The 18,899-nt window shown below is 59.0% G+C and carries 10 protein-coding genes and 4 pseudogenes; 7 read left to right on the forward strand and 7 right to left on the reverse strand.

The genetic code is table 11. The annotated features are described in order from the left end of the window. A complete protein-coding gene (locus tag IVB05_RS09640) occupies nucleotides 1-1,869 on the forward strand; it encodes an ABC transporter ATP-binding protein (protein WP_247783979.1) in 1,869 nt (622 codons plus the stop codon). A 1,768-nt stretch (nucleotides 1,870-3,637) separates the two neighbouring features. Here IVB05_RS09640 and IVB05_RS09645 read toward each other — a convergent pair. The 6 genes and pseudogenes from IVB05_RS09645 to IVB05_RS09670 form a co-directional block, all read right to left on the reverse strand. After that, nucleotides 3,638-3,889, reverse strand: a complete 252-nt coding sequence (locus IVB05_RS09645) for a hypothetical protein (protein WP_247783980.1) — start codon at nucleotides 3,887-3,889, stop codon at nucleotides 3,638-3,640. After that, nucleotides 3,886-5,535 carry an IS66 family transposase gene (locus tag IVB05_RS09650; protein WP_247783981.1) on the reverse strand — a complete coding sequence of 550 codons (1,650 nt, stop codon included), beginning with the start codon at nucleotides 5,533-5,535 and terminating at the stop codon, nucleotides 3,886-3,888. Before IVB05_RS09650 ends, IVB05_RS09645 begins: the two co-directional genes overlap by 4 nt. A 70-nt stretch (nucleotides 5,536-5,605) precedes the next feature. Continuing rightward, nucleotides 5,606-5,953 carry an IS66 family insertion sequence element accessory protein TnpB gene (gene tnpB / locus IVB05_RS09655; protein ID WP_256473227.1) on the reverse strand — a complete coding sequence of 116 codons (348 nt, stop codon included), beginning with the start codon at nucleotides 5,951-5,953 and terminating at the stop codon, nucleotides 5,606-5,608. Nucleotides 5,954-6,189: 236 nt separating this feature from the next. Continuing rightward, nucleotides 6,190-6,354, reverse strand: a pseudogene (locus IVB05_RS09660) (transposase); the annotation flags it as partial. A 1,288-nt stretch (nucleotides 6,355-7,642) separates the two neighbouring features. After that, a pseudogene (locus IVB05_RS09665) lies at nucleotides 7,643-7,856 on the reverse strand (IS3 family transposase); the annotation flags it as partial. A 335-nt stretch (nucleotides 7,857-8,191) separates the two neighbouring features. Further along, nucleotides 8,192-8,433 (reverse strand): annotated as a pseudogene (locus tag IVB05_RS09670) (IS3 family transposase); the annotation flags it as partial. A 183-nt stretch (nucleotides 8,434-8,616) separates the two neighbouring features. Here IVB05_RS09670 and ectB point away from each other — a divergent pair. Continuing rightward, complete coding sequence (gene ectB, locus IVB05_RS09675) at nucleotides 8,617-9,876, forward strand: diaminobutyrate--2-oxoglutarate transaminase (protein WP_247783982.1); 1,260 nt, start codon at nucleotides 8,617-8,619, stop codon at nucleotides 9,874-9,876. Further along, on the forward strand, nucleotides 9,866-10,708 hold the full coding sequence (locus IVB05_RS09680) for a hypothetical protein (protein WP_247783983.1): 843 nt from the start codon (nucleotides 9,866-9,868) through the stop codon (nucleotides 10,706-10,708). Before ectB ends, IVB05_RS09680 begins: the two co-directional genes overlap by 11 nt. Nucleotides 10,709-10,792: 84 nt before the next feature. On the opposite strand, the pseudogene IVB05_RS09685 reads toward IVB05_RS09680, so the two are convergent. Continuing rightward, nucleotides 10,793-11,714, reverse strand: a pseudogene (locus tag IVB05_RS09685) (IS630 family transposase). Between the two features lie 1,130 nt (nucleotides 11,715-12,844). Between IVB05_RS09685 and IVB05_RS09690 the strand changes: the two are divergent. The 4 genes from IVB05_RS09690 to IVB05_RS09705 all read left to right on the forward strand — a co-directional run bounded on the left by IVB05_RS09690 (nucleotide 12,845) and on the right by IVB05_RS09705 (nucleotide 18,572). Then, a complete protein-coding gene (locus tag IVB05_RS09690) occupies nucleotides 12,845-14,188 on the forward strand; it encodes an LLM class flavin-dependent oxidoreductase (RefSeq protein WP_247783984.1) in 1,344 nt (447 codons plus the stop codon). 269 nt (nucleotides 14,189-14,457) lie between these two features. After that, on the forward strand, nucleotides 14,458-15,555 hold the full coding sequence (locus IVB05_RS09695) for an ABC transporter substrate-binding protein (protein ID WP_247783985.1): 1,098 nt from the start codon (nucleotides 14,458-14,460) through the stop codon (nucleotides 15,553-15,555). A gap of 223 nt (nucleotides 15,556-15,778) precedes the next feature. After that, entirely contained in the window at nucleotides 15,779-16,777 is a 999-nt protein-coding gene (locus tag IVB05_RS09700) for an ABC transporter ATP-binding protein (RefSeq protein ID WP_247786639.1), read from the forward strand. A gap of 22 nt (nucleotides 16,778-16,799) precedes the next feature. After that, on the forward strand, nucleotides 16,800-18,572 hold the full coding sequence (locus IVB05_RS09705) for an ABC transporter permease subunit (RefSeq protein ID WP_247783986.1): 1,773 nt from the start codon (nucleotides 16,800-16,802) through the stop codon (nucleotides 18,570-18,572). Nucleotides 18,573-18,899 lie beyond the last annotated feature (327 nt).

An 18,899-nucleotide genomic window follows, 5' to 3' on the forward strand; every position in this document is an offset into this window, starting at 1 on the left:
ATGGCGCCCCTCGTCAAAGTCGAAAACCTGCGGGTGACCGCGCGCGACGAGCGCGGTCGGCAGAACATCATCGTCAAGGATGTCAGCTTCGAGGTGCAACCGGGCGAGGTTGTCGCCCTCATTGGCGAATCTGGTTCTGGCAAGACCACCATCGCCCTGTCGCTGATGGGTTATGCCCGCTCGGGCGCCCGCATCGCCGGCGGCAGCATCGCCTTCGACGAGCGGAGCGTGCTCGACATGAGCTCGCGCGAGCTGTCCTCGCTCCGCGGCCACGACATCGCCTATGTGCCGCAGAGCGCCGCCGCCTCGTTCAACCCGGCGCGCTTGCTCCTCAAGCAAGTGATCGAGAGCTCGCAGATCCACCACGTCATGCCGCAGGCGGAGGCCGAGGCGAAAGCGGTCGCACTGTTCCGGGAACTCGTCCTTCCCGACCCCGAACGGGTCGGCGAGCGCTATCCGCATCAGGTCTCCGGCGGCCAGCTGCAGCGCCTGCTCGCAGCGATGGCGCTCGTCACCGATCCGAAGCTCGTCATCTTCGATGAGCCGACCACGGCGCTCGACGTGACGACGCAGATCGAGGTGCTGCGCGTCTTCAAGAAGGCGATCAAGCAGCGCGGCACGACGGCGATCTACGTCTCGCACGACCTGGCTGTGGTCGCACAGATGGCTGATCGCATCGTCGTGCTGCGCGACGGCGTGATCCGCGAGGTTGACGCGACCGGCCGCATCCTCTCGGAGCCGAAGAACGAGTACACCAAGAGCCTGCTTGCCGCCGCCGAGCCGCAGGTGCGGGCGGCAGCTGCCGAAGCGGGGCAGGCGACGGCCGCGCCTCCGGTCCTCCAGGTGAAGAGCGTCGTTGCCGGCTATGGCGCCGTCGATCGCGACGGAATTCCGGCTTTGTCCGTGCTGCGCGATGTCGGCCTCACCATCAAGCCGGGCACGACCCTCGGCGTCATCGGTGAATCCGGCTGCGGCAAGAGCACGCTCGCCCGCGTGATCGCGGGCCTTCTGCCGGCGGCCCGGGGCGAGGTGCTGCTCGATGGCGTTCCCTTGCCGCGCAAGGCAGCCGAGCGCACGCGCGACCAATTGCGCCGCATCCAGATCGTGTTCCAGATGGCGGACACCGCGCTTAATCCGGCGCGTCCGATCGGCCGCATTCTCGGCCGCCCTCTCGAGTTCTATCACGGGCTTGGCGGCGACCAGCGCCGGCGCCGCGTCGCCGAACTCCTCGACATGGTGCGCCTGCCGGCGACCATGGCCGAACGCTATCCGAGCGAGCTCTCTGGCGGCCAGAAGCAGCGCGTCAACCTCGCCCGGGCGCTCGCCGCCGAGCCTTCGCTCATCCTGTGCGATGAGGTCACGTCCGCGCTCGACACGGTGGTCGGCGCCGCGATCCTCGATCTTCTCGCCGAGTTGCAGCGCGCGCTGGGCGTTGCCTACCTTTTCATCAGCCACGACCTGTCGATGGTCAAGGCTGTGTGCGACGAGGTGATGATCCTCTACGCGGGTCAGATGATGGAGCACGGCAGCCGCGGCGCGCTGCACCAGCGCCCCCTGCATCCTTATTCGGATCTCCTCATCTCCTCCGTGCCAGAGTTGCGCCAGGGCTGGCTCGACGGCATCAGCGAGACGGTATTGAAAGAAGCCTCGGCTGGCGTTGCCCGGCCGGGCCGGGGGGAGACCTGCAGCTTCTTCGAGCGCTGCGCGGTGCGCATCCCCGGGCGCTGTGATGTCGAGCGGACGCCGCTGCGCCGCCTGTCAAAGGGAGCCGACATCCGCTGTCAGCGCACGGAAGCGGAGCTCGTCGAGCTGAGCGCGTCGGCGCAGCGTGTCGATGTGGAATCCGAGCGCGCCGCCAGGGCGCGCTGAGGCTGTAATCGCCGCATATCAATCGCAGCAGAAATTGCGGGAGTCTCGGTCGTCTGGGCATCACACCAGGCCCGGTGGCTTTTTTTGCGAGCCAGGGGCCGACTTTGATGTCAGGGCCCGCGATCAAGTCATCATTATCGATTGCCAACCGGGCTTGGCCCCTGCGGCTAGGGGAGTTGCAATGCGAGCAGCCATCGAGATTAGTCGGCTAGGAGGGGGCCGTAAAGATCTTTGCGCTCTCCGCGACATTGGCTGAGGTAGGGAACGCCTCCGTGATAATTCCCGGCTCACAAGACGCGTTCCGGGAGCGTACATTGGGTGATCGGCACGCCTAAGTCGCGCTCGAATTCGCCTGGGACATAGGGCGCAACGATTCCTGATTGTTCATGCATCGACCAGCTGACGCTGATTCCGAGTTGGGCCCCAATTCGACCCTCCAACTGTACTTCTACCCGCAAAGTCCAGAGGATGGTTGTTTGGAGGTCGCACTTGGTGCACCGGCAAGCAATCGATGCGCTTACATCTGAGATCATAAAACGACCCTGATCAACAAAAAGGCAAGACGACCGTCAATCCGAAAGGGACTGCCCTACTGATTGTAGATTTGAAAAATTGTGAGATCTCCGAGAGTGGGCAGCGCAAATATCCGGACTACGTCAATCGTCCCGAGCGCCACGTCATGCCGAACGTCCGACGGTTGCTCTACTCCGCCCTTTCGAACGGTGTAGAGGTTCGCTATACAATCCTATCGCGACGCCTAGGTTATGCTGCGTCACCTTCCAGCAACCCCAATCGACGTGTTCCGATCCCCCTCGCGCTTTCAAAGCTGGCCTTGACATCCGATGACAAGGGGTGCGTGCCAGTGGATGCGAAACGATCCAACGACTCGCCGCGAAGACAAACCCAGAAAGCCCCGCCATTGCAGAACCTGCGATGGAGGAGGTGTGCGCTCGAGGAATCTCTATATTGCCTGTATACGTGTGCAAGGAAACAAGGCGTGATGGGGCGCGTCGCCAAAATGGTTACCGACAAAACGCGTTTTAAACTCGTCCGGGCCTCAAGGCGCGAATGAATGGAGATGATTTGGTCCGGCCGGAGGAAGACCCTCGCTCGGTTGCTCGCTCCCGGTTGAATTAACCACGTGGTGGTGACCAAATGTGCTGGCCAGACGCGGTCTCCGTTTCTGCCGTTACTCTCATGGCTCCAGGATCTTGTTGCAGCTAGCGCGCCGGTGAACGGGCATGACCTCGTCAGGCCGGTTCCGACCCGCACGCTGTGGCTGAAGTCAACGAGGCGAAAAGTGTGGTGGCGCGCCCCGAGGCGCGCAGGTCCTGGGATCCAGCGTCTCGAACGCGGGGCGAGACGCGCACGCACCATAGGCCGTCAGATGCACTCGGCGCGGATTCGCGACATTAGCCGCCGGACGAGCGGTGAGTCTTTCGCGGTTGGTCTTTACGGCCGTACCTCATCAGATGGGCGCGCATCATTCGGCTTCCGCCAGCCCCTAGCGCTCCCAAACGTGAAGCATGGATTCGCCGAAGATTGCGTAGATATGGACGGCAGTGGCGAACGGGCACAATCACGCAAGAACTGCGCTGTCGTAGCGTGTCAAAGATCGAAGCAGCGACTGCCACCTGTTCATGGACAGGCTCCTTGCGCATGTCGGGACGCACGGTGATCCAAACGCCCTCCGTTCCACGCGTTCGATCAACTCCGGCTGCACCGACATTACGGTAAGCATCCGGCGTAGGCCGCGGGCTCGGTTGGATTATTCTGACGGCCAGCGCTTAAGCAACTCGGGATTTTCTTTGTAAATTTGGATGAGCTCGATGAGGCGTTCGATGCCGAAGTCGGTGAACGCCTGGACACCGTCTTCGCCAACGCCATAGACCCATATGGCGCCGTCCTCGATCTCCATTTCATTGGCGACGTCGCGCAGCCAATCTTCATCTTCGCCGAGGTCCGTCGCGACCTTGGTGATGGTGGTGACGTGATGGATCTTGTTGACGTGGGTGGTCATGCCGCTCGAGCGGAGATCGCTGATGCTGGCGTCCAATTCCAGGGCAGAAGTTCGTCCAGCCGATGAGCCGGATGGGCGGCGATCCGGGCGAGGATATCCGTAAGCCACGCCTGCGGGTCGATACCGTTCATTTTCGCCGTGACGATGAGGCTGTACATAGCTGCGGCGCGCCGCCCTCCGCGATCAGATCCGCAGAACAGCCAGGACTTCCGTCCAAGAGCGATGCCTCGCAAGCCCCGTTCGGCAGCATTGTTGGAGAGGCACACGCGTCCATCTTCCAGGAACAGCGTGAAGCTCGCCCATCGCTTCAGGATGTAGTTGAACGCCTTGGCCAGGTCGTGACCGCGAGACAGTTTGGCGAGCTGTTCGCGCATGTAGACCTGAAGGTCCTCGACCAGAGGCCGGCTCAGCGTCTGTCGCACCTCCAGACGCCCTTCGGGGCTCCTGCCATTGATGGAGCGTTCGATCTCGAACAGCGCATCGATCCGCCGCACGACCTCGATCGCGATCGGAGAGAGCGAGATTTCCTTTTTTCCGGCGCCCTTGCGCCGCGCATTCTCTTCGATGTCGGCCATAGCAAAGAACGGGCGCCTTCCATGCGACCAGCAGGCAGCCTCCCGGATCGGTCCGGGCTGGCGCCCGGGCAGATAGAGCTGGTTGTACCCGTCATAGGCGTCGGCCTGCAGGATGCCGGCATATCGGGCCAGATGCCCCTGGGGATGCTCTCCCTTGCGGTCGCGTGAGTAATAGAACATCGCCGCTGGCGGGTCCGGGCCCCCAAACGGCCGGTCATCCCGGACGTAGATCCAGCACCGGCCCGTATCGGTCTTTCCCTTGGCCAGTACCGGCACGGTCGTATCATCGGCATGAAGGCGCTCGGCCGCCATCACATGGGCTTCCACCAGGCGCAGCAGGGGATCCAGCGAGGCACAGACCGCCCCAACGGCATCTGCCATGGTCGACAGTGCGATCGGCACGCCTTCCAGCGCGTAGCGCTCGGCCTGGCGGTTTAGCGGCTGATGCTGGCCGAACTTCTCGAACATGATCATGGCCAGGAGGTTCGGGCCAGCCCATCCCCGGGGAATGGCATGGAACGGTGCCGGCGCTTGGCTGATCTTCTCGCAGTCGCGACAGGAGAACTTCTCCCGGACCGTCTCGATCACTTTCCACTGGCGCGGCACCACTTCCAGCGTCTGCGTCACGTCCTCGCCGAGCTTGCGCAGGCGACTGCTGCCGCAGCATTCGCAAGCCGTAGGCCCATCGATCACCACCCGCTCCCGGGGAAGGTGCTCGGGGAAAGTCTGGCGATCGGCGCGCTTGCGTGTAAATCCCCGCACCGTCGTCGTCTTGGCCACGGCCCGTTCCGCCGCAAGCTCGTCCTCGGTGGCGTCGGCTTCCAGCTCTTCGAGTGCCAATGCCAACTGCTCGATCAGCCGCGCCGAACGCTCTGACCGTTGGCCGTAAATCTGATGCTTCAGCTTGGCGATCTGCAGCTTCTGCTGTGCAATCAGCGCCTCGTCTTCCGACGCTTTCGCGCGGGCGACCGCGAGTTCAGCCGCGATCTCCAAACCCTTGGCGCGCTCGACTGCCAGCGCCTTCTTCAGGGCGGCAACGTCATCCGGAACAGCGTCGCGGTCGGCATCCATGTGACGCAGTGAATCACAGATTAGACGCGATGTGACTCCCCAAAATGGCGGCAACCGCAGATTTCTTAGCTCAGCCCGCGCTTTGCGGTCGCCAACTCAGTTGCGGATTCCGCCAGTCGATGCCCTCGAGCATATAGGCCATCTGCGCCGCTGAGATCGATACCGCGCCGGCCGACGCCGCGGGCCAGATGAACTTCCCACGGTCAAGGCGCTTAGCGTAGAGCGACATGCCCAGCCCATCGTGCCAAAGAATCTTGACCAGGTCACCACGGCGACCTCGGAAGATGTAGAGATCGCCGGCATGGGGATCGCGCTTCAAGCTCTCCTGAACCGTAAGAGCCAGGCTTTGCATGCCACGACGCATGTCGGTGTGGCCAGTGGCGATCCAGACCCTGATGCCGCTCGGAATAGGGATCATCGTCGTCGCAGGAGCTCAAGAACCCGCTGCAGCGCCTCGCCGTCGACGTCCCGGTCAACGCGAACACGACAGCCACCGCCAAGCTCGATCTCGATGATTCCGGCCCTTGCGCGCTGCGCAGGGGGTGAAGACGCCGGTTGCGGCGTGCTGATCGATACCGGTGCCGACGCCGGTGTGATCTCGACAGGAACAAGAGCTGGCACGGCATCACCGCCCAAGCGGCCTTGGCGCGCCTGCCGACGCCAGGTGAACAACAGGCTCGGTGCCACGCCGTGCCGCCGCGCTACCCCACAAACAGTCTCCCCGGCCTGCACGGTCTCCTCGACGAGGCGAACCTTCTCGTCGTAACTCCAGCGACGCCGACGTTCGACGCCCAATACCTTCACCTGCATTCGCCACATGACCTTAAGGCTAGACTTAAGGTCACACCCTCAGGCAGCTCGTCGAACCGAACAAGACGGCCGCCACCGGAGGGATACACATTACGTGCCCGCCAAAGCATAACTCGGTCGAACCGCCGTGGTACGGAACCGTATGTCCGGTGGTGTGGGAGGGGCGATGTCGGAAAAACGATCAATCCTCGAAAATGAAACTGCAAGCTTGCGAGCCCCCAGCTCCCTCAAAGCTTGCAATCTCAAAACTCACCGTCGCAGAAGACTGCATTCGGCGTTTTTCACGGAGGACCGCTTACAGCGGCCTACGTGAATCGGTTCAGTGGCCGCTCGAGACCGAGGTTCTCTCTTAATGTTTGCCCGGAGTATCGTGATCCGAATTTACCGCGTCGCCGCAGTTCGGGGACGACGAGCTCGTTGTGTCCTCGATGAAAGCGCCGACAACAGCGTGATTGGCTCCAACACTGCGCTGCGGCTTACACGAGCAATAGCTGCGTAATCTTCATGTATGACGCTTGGGCTATCGGGGACAAATACGAAGCGAAATGCCGCCCCTTCGGCTAGTGCTGCCAGATGAGCGTAATAGTCGATATCAGCTCCGCCATTCGCTGGCGCGCTCGGATCGCGCCATGCACCTTAGTGATATCCCGCCTGTAGGAGGAACACTCCGAGCTTCATTTTATCATCACGCCGCACGCCGAGCCTCCGTTTTAAGATCGACCATCCTCACGCACCGCGCTCAGCTGGTGGTGTGTTCCCTGGCGCCATAAGTTGACTTTTCGCAGTTGCCAGAGATCTTGGCGGGTGTGCCTCCCGATAATGTCGCTCCGACATACATCCTCTAGAGCTGCGTTGAGTTGCTCCTACCAAAGCGTTCGAAGTTGTCAAAGCTCGCTTTCGAATGTTATCGAAGGTGGCAATCCCAAGGTCCAGCGAGCTGAAGGCAGAGGCTGAACGTCTTTCAGAAACGTCCTCAAAGCGGAATTGGCCAATGGTAGCCATGTTAGTTTTCCACGAGCTGTTTTGTTGAATTCGAAGCAAGCCAGAAGAGTTACTTGCTTCATCGTTCGATTGAGCGGCCTGCCTGATCAATGATGGGTGTGCTTCTGCTATCTAGATCAATCACTAGCGTTGATAGTTGACCGGGCGCGAATTGAGCTCCATCCGCTGTCGCAGCGTAGCCGCGCCTGCAAAGGTAGGATGCAGACGTATGACAAAACACTTCAATCCTTGGGAGGTTTCTTGTTCGCATCTGATCTTCTGCCGCAAAACTGGACGGGTTTAAGCAGGCTTTTAGCTCCGTCTCTATCGGGGAGATATATCCGATGGCGGAATGAAGCCGGGTTCGGTGGTAGAAGCCCTCGATGAAGGTGAAGATGTCGCGCTGGGCCTCGGCGCGAGTCTTGTAGTTGCGATGATGGACGAGCGCGGTCTTCAAGGTGTGGAACAAGCTTTCCATTGGTGCAATGTCGTAGAGATCGGCCTTGGCGGCTCATCGAAGCGGTTATGCCCGTGTCAGCCGCGTCCTTGCCAACCTCCAACGGACGGCCAAATCGCCAGGTGTTGCAGGCCATTCCGGAAGACATCAATCCGGCTGTTAAGAAGCCGATCGCGACTTTGCCGGAACCCGGACATGAGCTTCCGCTTCATCGAAGTCTGAAACAGCAATTCCGCGTCGATAAGTGGAGCTTCTGCCAGAGTTAGGCTGCTGCCAGGAACGGCAGGGTTGACGTAAGCTTGATCCGGGGGCTGCGGTCAAGGCTCCAGTGTGGACGCTACCCATTGCAAAAGTCGAGGTATCAGGCACAGCGGCTCGACGAATACGTTGTCTCGCGCCTTCTGAAGAATCGTTCTTCAGCTCCCCGATCTTGACGTGAAACGTTTTCACGTCCACCATGGGATCGCTCGTACTGTTGCCGTCGCCAGTATCAAGTACCTCGACCGCTGCTTCCAGAAGCTGGGAATTCCACTCCGTGATCTGGTTCGGTTGCGCGTCGAAATGCTCAGCCAGTTGGGCCAGAGTCACGGGGCTAACGCTACCTTGGCGTTGAATGCCGGTGCGTGGTACCGGCGGGCTCCTCTGCTCATCGTCTGTCCTGATTCGCCGAACAATTTAGCCCGCCGTTCGGCAGAAACTTCACTTATCGCCCCATCCAGATTTCCGGAGCCACATCTCACAGGACTATCAGCATCGGTAGGTTCGTTGATCGCGTTTCTCAGATATGTGAGCGGAGCTTTTTGAATGCGGTGCTTACGTGCGTGGAACCTAAAATGAATACTGATACCTTTGCCGCTCATGAGTCTAACGTTCGTCGCTATGGGCGTTCGTTTCCCACCATCTTTACGAAGGCCCACGGGGCAACAATCCGAGACGAGACGGGCAAGGCTTATATTGACTTCTTTGTGGGGTCTGGCGCGCTCAACTACGGACACAACAACCCTGATATTATTGCCCAGGCAATTGAATATCTCGAGGGTGGGAATATTCTTTTGTCGCTCGATATGTATACGGCGGCAAAGCGTGAATTCATCGAAGCGTTCGTCCATTCAATCCTGAAACCAAGGGGCCTTTCTTATAAGATACAGTTTCCTGGGCCGACTGGCACAAACGCCAACGAAGCGGCACTGGCGCTTGCCCGAAAATATACCGGCCGCTCGAGCGTCATGGCCTTCACAAATGCATTCCACGGCATGTCACTTGGCTCCCTGGCGGTGTCGGGCGCGGCATCCACAAGAGAGCTAGGCGGCGTTGCTCGCCACGACGTGATCCGTGTCCCCTACGATGGCTATCAGAACCGAGCTTTCGATTCTGCGAGTTACATCGACTATCTTTTGTGCGATCCAGGCAGCGGCATAGAAAAGCCAGCCGCAATCATTCTGGAGACCATCCAGGCAGAAGGCGGCATGAACACCGCATCCGCGGCTTGGCTCACAGAGATTCAGCGTATTTGCCGTAAGCACGGTGTTGTTTTTATTGTCGACGACATTCAGGCAGGTTCGGGGCGAACGGGCGACTTCTTCTCGTTCGAGTTCGCGAAAATCGAACCCGATATCGTATGCCTTTCGAAGTCCCTAAGCGGTTCAGGTAATCCGTTCTCAATTGTTCTGATTCGCCCTGACATAGACATATGGAAACCCGGAGAACATAGCGGCACGTTCAGAGGCAACAATCTCGCGTTCGTTACTGCAGGGGCCGTGTGCAAAATGTGGTCCGACAGGCAATTTATTGCAGGCGTCGAGCGGACGGCTCTCAAACTGCAAGGACACCTTGATCGCCTCGTTGCGAAGTTTCCCACGTGCATCGAACAGAAGCGCGGCCGCGGCCTAATGGCTGGCCTCAAGTGCCGTTCACAGACGTTTGTGGGCCGTGTGCATGATTCTGCGTTCGAAAACGGACTGCTTATCGAATCTTCAGGGCCAAATCGCGATGTAATCAAAGTTCTTCCACCGATAACAATCACCGATGACGAACTTGATCATGGCACCGCCATTCTCAATCACGCACTAGAGGAGCAAGCCAATGGTAACTGATCAAGGATCGCACGCGCCCGCTGTCTCACCTCTTGTGATCGAAGAACGAACCGGCGCAATCAGAATTGCGGAGATCATCTCAGTCTTGAAAGGTGACGTCACTGCCCTGCACATCAGGCGAGCCTTCAGTACCGAAGTAGCCGAGGAGATCACCACGAATTTTATTCGCAATGCCGGTCGCAAGGAGCGGAAGGATGGCGTTCCTGGAGAATATATCGGAGCATCTCACTATAGCAAGGATGCAGCCACTTATTTCGCAGCGTCAGAAAATGCGCGACCGTTCGTCGACGGCCTTTTTGGCGATTTGGTTGATCCGGTCCGCGGGTTGTTCGACGCATTGAAGCGCGAGCTTCACAATCAAGGCATCGAATTGCGGCTGGCCCGGTCGGAGCACGGTCAGGCCAATATTTGTCGCGCTTTCTGTTGGTCTGGGACGGGCATGTATGCTTTGGAGCCTCACGACGACGTCGCTCAAGTTCTATGTGCCGGGAATGATTACGAGCTTCGCGCAGTGGCGAACAACACCGTTGTAGCGCTTAACGTGTATACCAGCATGCCTGAGGAAGGTGGCGATCTGCGAATCTGGAGCCATAAGCCTACAGCTAGCGATCGAAAGTCGCAAAGTGTGGAGAGAACAGGCTATCCCTATTCGACAGCTTACCTCGAGCCCTTTCCTTCTCACGATTTTCAACTTAAGGCGGGGGATATTGCCCTGATCGATGGCGGTTTCATTCACGGGGTCACGCGACAATCAAGCAACGGAAAGCGTCGCGTTCTGCTGAATAGCTTCTTTGGGTTTGCGCGGCCGCATCTTGTTCTCTGGTGGACCTGAAATTGCGTCTGACTGCTTCGCCGTGATGGACAAATGGCTTCGGTTTTCAGCTCGTCCCGTGGTCGCGCGAGCTAAAAGACTGCGCTAGAGCGTTAGCCGATCAGGTTGCAAATATCCTGCGGCGGCGAAGTAGTTTGTGGATTCTGCGGGCGAGTAAGTGTCGACGATGCGGCCAATGGCATCCCAGAGACCATTGACGGTGCGTTCGGCGGCCTTCCGGAGATTTGCTTTGAGTTTGGCGAAGGCGTTCTCGATGGGATTGAAGTCGGGGCTGTAGGGCGGAAGATAGAGGAGCGTTGCGCCGGCAGCTTCGATCATCTCGCGTATGCGCGGTCCTTTGTGGCTGGAGAGGTTGTCCATGATGAACGCGTCTTTAGGAAGCTCGGGCACGAGCACCTTTTCCACATAGGTCTCGAAGGCATCGCGGTTGATAGGGCCATCGAGCACCCAGGGCGCGATGATGCCGCGGGTGGTTAGAGCGGCCACGCAGGTTGTTGTTTTCCAGTGGCCGTGCGGAACGGCGGCTCGCAGACGCTCGCCGCGCTGGCAGCGGCCATGAGTTCGCGCCATGTTGGTCGATGCCCAGGTCTCATCAATGAAGACGAGCCGATCCCGATCGAGCTTGCCTTGGCTCTCACGCCAGGCTTCCCGCCGCTTCAAGACATCCGGGCGATCCTGCTCTGTGGCATGGGCGGTCTTTTTTTGCGCGTGATGTTGTGGCGCTCGAAGAAGCGACGGATCGTCCCGTAGCCGAAGGAAAGACCTTCTTTGCTCAGGCTATGGCGCAATTCCTCGATGGTGATATCGGGGTTTGCCTTGAGCAAGGCAGGATCGTCGCCTGATGGGCATCGATCCGGTGGGACTTGCGATCTCCGCCCTGAGCTCTTGGCTGGGCATCCCCTTGCTCTCGCTCGCGCATCCGCCACCGGCTGACGCTCGCGGCGCTGACGCCAAACCGCTCGGCCGCTTGCCGGCCGGATGCGCCGCCCGCAATGGTGGCAAGCACCCGTTCACGAACATCGACAGCGGTTTCGCCATACCCGCCGGCCTCCTGTCCCGGCGGGTAGCTTGAATCACCAAAACGCTGATTTGTGAATCCGCAGCGATTCAGTCAGATGGGCTAACGCTCTAGCATGTAACCGGCTGGCCAAGGCTAGCTGCTAAATCGAGTGAAGCTTCGGCAGCAAGTGATTGTCCTGGTCGCAATCTGGAGGGTGACTGAATGGATAGCTCGCGACTTGCTGATCACCAGAGTAGCGCCAGCCCTGAGACTCTCCTACTTACCCGTCTCTCTCCACCCGCGCTTTTCTTGGCGGTGGTTCATGTACGATGATTACGTGCACGCGTCTTGTGGAAGGCGCATACATTGGCGTCATTCCAATCCCAGCTTCCCTTCATGCCCAGGTGTTGGCATCAAGGCGTTTCTGCTTGCGCAGTTGCTCTGAACCAGATCGGACAGTTTACGGGGTATCAACGCGATCCTCAACAGATGTCATGTCCGTGTGAGCTTTGAGATCGACAACGAGCGGACCGCAAGGCTTGTGTCGGATGCGCTCGGCGCCGCCACCGATATGCGGGCGTTGGAGGACTTTGCCGGTCCACCGGAAGGAGCAACAATCCTAGGACGGTCAACCACCAACACTAGTAATTGATCTAGATAACAGAACATGTCACCTACACACGAGACAACCGTCCGACCGGTCAAACCTCACACGGAAGAGTTCGGCATGCAGTATCGACTACATTGTGTTCTGCGAATGGCTCCAATCGATGCGCTCGCCGGTCACCTGGCGGAAATCGCGCTTTCGGCCTGCGCCAAACGCAGCCTGTACTTTCTCTTTTAAGCGCATGAGGGCTCTCTGGAGCGCAGCAAGACGGTGGCTTCCGGCGTCAGTCTCTCTCAGACCTCGACCAAAAGCGAGGTGTGAATGTTTAACAATCTTTGATCGCAGTCCTCCTTTAACACTGGTTTCAGAGAATGTGTATCGGAGCGACTTTGTCGGAACGCGCACTCGTTAAAATCGCTGGTGGCTACGAAAAGTCTAGCGTTGAGGGACAGTGTTCTGTGAGGGTCAAAAAGACGCGACCCCACCGGCTGACCGCGGTGCGCGAGGATAATTCAAAGGAAGGTACGACATGCGGCGCAATGGTAAAATGAAGCTCGGAGTGATGCTCTGGTCGCTGGGATATCACGAGGGTGCATGGCTCGATCCGAGCGTGCCAGCGAATGGCGGAGCTGATATCGATTATTACGCTCATCTGGCAGCACTAGCCGAAGCGGCGGCATTTCACTTCGTATTTGTCCCCGATAGTCCAAGCGTCATACATGAAGATTACGCAACTATTGCCCGTGTAAGCCGTAGCGCAGTGTTGGAGCCAATCACGCTATTGTCGGCGCTTTCATCGAGGACACAACACATCGGCCTTGTCGGAACGGCGACGACAACGTATCACCAGCCATATCATCTTGCACGCATGTTCGCCTCACTTGATCACCTATCGCGGGGACGTGCGGCCTGGAACATCGTCACCTCGGGATTTAAGTCCGAAGCTGCAAATTTCGGCGACAAGGAACTTCCAGATCATGGATCGCGCTATGCCCGGGCGAGAGAATTCGTAGAAGTTGTCAAGGGTCTTTGGGATACGTGGGAAGACGATGCTTTCATTCGCGACAAGCAAACTGGCATTTTCGCTGACACAACGAAGCTCCATGTGCTCAATCACCGAGGGGACTGCTTATCAGTTAGAGGTCCACTCAACATCGCAAGGCCGCCGCAAGGGTATCCCGTGTTGGTTCAGGCTGGCGCATCTGATACCGGAATAAGGTTTGCTGCCGAAGTGGCCGAAGTCGTGTTCACCGCCGCACCTTCTTTGGAGCTCGGCAAACGATACTACGCAACTGTCAAAGAGAAGTCGCGCGCGCTTGGGCGGGACGATCAGGTGCTGGTCATGCCGGGCATTGTCCCGATCGTTGGGAGGACCAAGCAGGAAGCATCTGAGAAGCTTAAGAAGCTTCAGTCCTATACCCACATCGACGTGCAAATTGGGACGGCCAATCGGTTGCTGGGGTCTGTCACCGATCTGCGTTCAGTGAATCTCGACTCACTGGTCCCCGAGACATTGCCGGAGACGAATTTCACCAAGAGTCGTCAGAACCTGCTCCTGGACCTCGCGGCAAGCCACAAATTGACCTGGAGACAACTGATCCGCATGGCGTCGGACAGCCTTGGACATCTCATGGTTGTTGGAACACCGGACGAAATTGCTGACGTCATGGTGGATGCATTTGATCAACATGCGGCTGACGGTTTCAATGTGTTACCGGCGACCTTTCCAGACGGGCTCAAGGATTTTATCGAGCTCGTCGTCCCCGAATTGCGGCGACGCGGGAAATTCAGATCCCGATACTCCGGGCAAACATTAAGAGAGAACCTTGGTCTCGAGCGGCCCCTTAATCAGTTCACGTGCAGGCAAGTGTAAGCAGTCGTTCGTGAAAGATGCCCAAGCGCTTGAACGGGTGTTTTGAGATTGCAGGCGCTCGGCTGGCGATTGCCGATAGGTCGTTAGGAGTCTCGCCCATGATCTCAACGCCGGCGGGGGCAGGCTAAACACCGAGTTCAGTGGGCGCTATCGTCGTTGCCAGCAAGACGTCGCGTCTGGACGGCCGACCTCAGATTGCCTCCTCGAAATGACGTTCGCTGATCAAGCCCGCAAAATCGATCGTTAGGGAAAAAGTAAAGAGCTTTCGGATGGATCGCAGACAATTCATGCAGACAACGTCGGCCGCTATCGTGGCCGGAACGCTGCCTTCCGTCGGGAGCCGGGCTTCGGTGCAATCCCCAGGCGAGTTAACGATACGTACGGGCAGTGGCGGCGCTTTTGGTAATGCCGTCATTGAAGTTTTAGTGAAACCGTTCCAGGCGGAGACCGGAATCAAGGTGACGCCGATCACCGACCAGACTAACCCGGCGCAGATTGAGCTGATGGTGACCACGAAAACCGTTACCTTCGACGTGGCTCAAATCACTCAAGGCTCGGCGCTTGCCGCAGCCGAGAAAGGCCATCTCGAGCAGATCGACTACTCCATCTACAAGAAGGATGAGCTGGACGGCATCATCGATTTCGCGAAGCATCCCTTCGGCGTCGGCTCCAATATCTATTCCATTGTCATGGTGTATAACACCGTCAGGTTCCCAGCTGGCAAGCCGCGCCCGAACACTTGGGCCGAGTTCTGGGACGTCAAGAAGTTTCCGGGCGTTCGCGTACTCACGGACGGTCGATTGGGAATTCAAGGTCCATGGGAGGAGGCGCTGCTGGCGGACGGTGTACCAGCGGACAAGCTCTACCCGATGGACATCGACCGTATTTTCGGCAGCCTGGACAAGATCAAGCCGCATGTTCGTAAATGGTGGCATAACGGAGCCGAAATCCAGCAAATCATGCAGGAGAAAGCAGCCGACATCCTGAATTCCTATGATGGTCGTGCGATTCTGTCGATGGACCAGGGCGCGCCGATCGAAATCAATCGGAACCAGGCCAAGCTGATTTCGGACTACTGGGTGATCCCGAAGGGCAGCCCGAATGCGCGGAACGCGCAGAAGTTCATCGAATTCGCCACCCGCGCCGAGCGCCAGGCGACGTTCGCCCGGCTCTTTCCCATCGGCGCCACCAACCGCAATGCATACAAGCTGATCCCGGACGCCGTGGCCCGCAGGCTTGCCAGCCATCCTGACTACATGGCGAGCGGCATTCTGATCGATATGAAGCGGTACGCTCAGATTGGGTCGGATGGCCTGTCTAACAGTCAGCGGCTAGCTCACCGCTGGAACAGATGGAGTCTGTCCTAAACCGCGGGCCGCGAAAGCTTTGTGGGGCATCTTGATGAGACCAGCCATGTGGGAGCGCCCGCCGCGGGCGGCCGGCGCGTCGCATTCGGTCGGTCGTGCATAGAAGTGTTTTGGAGCATGAATGGTGACTGTTTATGTCGAGAGTCCCACTCCGCCTGCCGCATCTGACCAGGGTGAGACGGTGTTAGGTTCTGCGGAAGTCGAATTTCGTGGCGTCACCAAGATGTATGATGTGAACCCAGCAGTCAAAGATTTATCACTCACCGTCCGTCGCGGCGAGTTTCTAACTATCCTCGGTCCAAGCGGTTCAGGCAAGACCACTACGCTGATGCTGCTGGCCGGGTTCATACCGCCCACTAAGGGCGACATCGTGATCGCCGGAAGATCCGTCACCGCTGTGCCTTCCTACCGGCGCGACCAAGGCATCGTCTTCCAAAGCTATGCATTGTTTCCGCACCTTACGGTGCGCCGGAATTTAGAGTTTCCGCTCGAAATGCGGGGCGTGAAGGCTGCCGAGAGAGCAGCGCGGGTCGACCGCATGCTTGAGCGCGTGCACCTCAAGGACTTTAGCGAACGCATGCCGTCACAACTGAGTGGCGGCCAGCAGCAGCGAGTGGCGCTTGCCCGTGCGCTGATCGCCGATCCGCCAATCCTCCTGCTCGATGAGCCGCTCGGCGCGCTCGACCGCAACCTTCGTGAGCAGATGCAAGTCGAGCTCAAGAGCCTGCACAAGGAGTTCGGTAAGACCACCATATGCGTAACGCACAATCAGGAGGAGGCGCTCACGCTGTCGGATCGCATCGTCGTCATGAGCGCCGGGCGGATCCAGCAGACCGACACGCCGGAGGTCATCTACGACCGGCCGGTGACTCGCTTCGTGGCGAATTTTCTGGGCGAGGCCAACTTTCTTGAAAATTCCGATTTCAAGGTCGAATCCGCTGCAGCGCAGCCTACTGGCACCGTGGCCATGATCCGGCCGGAGCGCATCTATATTGCCGCTGCCGAGGCGCGGCAGCGCGCTGATGCGGACCAGCGCCAATCGGTCACCGGAACGGTGGGCGAGATGATCTATGCTGGACCGTTGCGGAAATACCATGTGCGCGTCGGGAGCAGCATAATCATCGTGCGCGAGCATGTTGCCGCGGGGCAGAAGATCTTCCAGCCTGGCGAAGAGGTGCGGCTCGACTGGCTGCGCTCTGACGTACGCTTCGTTGCGACTTAGGGTACTGAAAGGGGTGAGGCGAATGGGACCGCTTCAGAAGCTCGGGCGACTGCCCATCGTGTTGACCATGCCGGCCTTCGCGGTTTTGCTGGTCGTGTTCGGCGTGCCGATCATTCAGCTCTTCCTGACCAGTCTTAATGCGCCGGCCTTTTCGTTCGCCAACTATCAGGCGTTTTTCGGCGAACAGTCGAATGTCCGCGTCCTCTTTCAGACGGTCGAGGTGAGCGTCGTGGCCACGGCGATCTGCCTGATCATCGGCTATCCGACGGCCTATCTGATCGTGGCAGCCTCGAAGCGATTGCGCACTGCGCTGATCGTGTTTGTTTTGATCCCCTATCTGACCAGCGGATTGGCGCGCACCTACGCTTGGATCGTGATTCTGGGCGACCGCGGCCTGATCAACAGTGTATTGCTCGACCTTGGGCTGATCTCAAGGCCGCTGGAGCTAATCTATAACCGCGTGGCCGTTTATATCGGCATGGTACACATCATGCTGCCGATGATGATGTTGCCGCTCATCAGCGTCATGCAGGACATCGACAAGTCTTTGATGGCTGCCGCTCGCAGCATGGGTGCGCGGCCCCTTGCCGCTTTTTGGCGCGTGTTCCTCCCGCTCACCCTGCCGGGCGTCCGCAGCGGCGCGCTGCTGGTCTTTGTGGTCTGCCTCGGCTTCTACGTCACGCCACAAGCGCTCGGCGGGTTGCGCGACGCCATGCTGTCGACCTTCATCGCGGCTCAAGTCGCGACCGCCTTCAACTTGGGGTCTATTGCTGCCTCGGCCTTCATCCTCCTGGGCGTCGCCGCTGTCATGCTTTCAACGTTGGGGTTGGATATTTCCGGCAAGCAGGGCACGGCGAAAACAGCGAGTAAGTCCGGGTCGACCCGGCTGCCCTCGGTCGGCAGACTCACCCGACATCTCAATGAGCTTGCCACTCCCTATCGATCGAAGCGCTGGACGTCCAAGCTGTACCAGGCGGGGGATGAGAGCCGCTGCTGGGACACCGTCGGCACGGTGTTCGTGGTGCTTGTCATGTTCTACCTGCTGTTTCCGAGCCTCGTGATCATCATTATGTCATTCGGCGCTGGGACGGTTCTGGAATTCCCGCCCTCGAGTCTTTCGCTGCAGTGGTACCGTTCCTTCTTCGACAATCCCTGGTGGATTGACGCCGCCTGGACGAGCATTCAGCTCGGGGTCGCAGTCGCCATCCTGTCGACCATCGTCGGGACGCTTGCGGCCTACGGCCTCAGCCGCACCTTTCCGCGCCTGCGCAGCTTTCTGACCATGCTGATCCTGACGCCGATCACCATTCCAGTCATTGTGGTTGGCATCGCGACCTATCTTGGCCTAGTCAATTTGGGGCTGCTCGGCTCGAAGATCGGTCTCGCCCTCGCGCATAGCATCGGCTCCATCACCTTTGTCGTCGTCATTGTCGTGACGACCTTGGCGAATTTCGACCAGCGGCTGGAAAAAGCGGCGAAGAGCATGCGGGCTGGGCCGCTGCAAGCTTTCATGAGGGTAAGGCTGCCGCTGATCCGGCCCGGCGTCATCGCCGGCGCCGTATTCGCGTTCATCCACTCCTTCGACGAGGTCGTCATCTCGTCGCTGGTCGGGGGGGCGATCCGGACGTTGCCGCTGAAAATGTGGGATAACATGCGCAACGAGATGGACCCGACGATCGCCGCAGTGGCGTCGCTGCTGTCGCTTCTGCCTATGTTCTGGCTGATCGCCCTGTATCTCACGTCGTTACGGTCGAAACTGGGGGAGCCGGCGTGCGCTCCCGAACCCCACTACTAGACCCGCGAGCGGGATCAGCAGCCGTTCCGATGCTGCGATCAATAGGATAAAGCAGCTTGCGGCAATCGTAGCCGCCCCGAAATCTCGCCGCTGAACACGGCAATGCTGGGTCCGCGCCAAAAAAGCGTACCATTCGAACGGGGGGCGGACACCCAAGCAGGATTGTCGCATTAGGAGCCCGAATATTGCTCAGACGTCCGATGCGAATTGCACCGGATATTCGCGCGGCTTGGGGCCCTCAAAGAGGAACTTCACGCCAGTCCGAGACACATAGGAAATCGTCAAAGGTCCTGACCGGTATTGTGTCCTTTGCAATCGAACAATTCG

The organism is Bradyrhizobium sp. 170 (assembly GCF_023101085.1).
Classification (GTDB): Bacteria; Pseudomonadota; Alphaproteobacteria; order Rhizobiales; family Xanthobacteraceae; genus Bradyrhizobium.